At 44.3% G+C, this 255-nt stretch carries 1 protein-coding gene; it reads right to left on the bottom strand.

Annotation, left to right across the window (positions count from 1 at the left end; genetic code table 11):
• The coding region (locus tag R0K30_RS22645; protein ID WP_410613175.1) for a hypothetical protein at positions 1-255 on the bottom strand (255 nt) is incomplete at both ends.

Here is a 255-nt window from a genome sequence, read left to right as displayed (position 1 = left end):
GAACACATTAAACGGCGCATCAGGTTCTTCAACAATCACCTTTTCCACATTGAATAACGCAGCACCTAGCTCAACTTGGTCGCCTACGTTTATATTTAAACTGTAAAAAACCGATTCACTTAACCACACGTTACCGGGACTTGGTGCACCCGGGGCAACTTCTGTTTCGGCGTTTAAGCCCGACTTAACCTTTAACTGGCCTTTAAGCGGGTAACTGTTTGACGCAGCTTTTACTGAGCTAAATTGCATTTCATC

The organism is Bacillus sp. SIMBA_154, assembly GCF_046536015.1.
Classification (GTDB): Bacteria; Bacillota; Bacilli; order Bacillales; family Bacillaceae; genus Bacillus; species Bacillus pumilus_P.
This window is presented reverse-complemented; position numbering and strand designations above follow the sequence as displayed.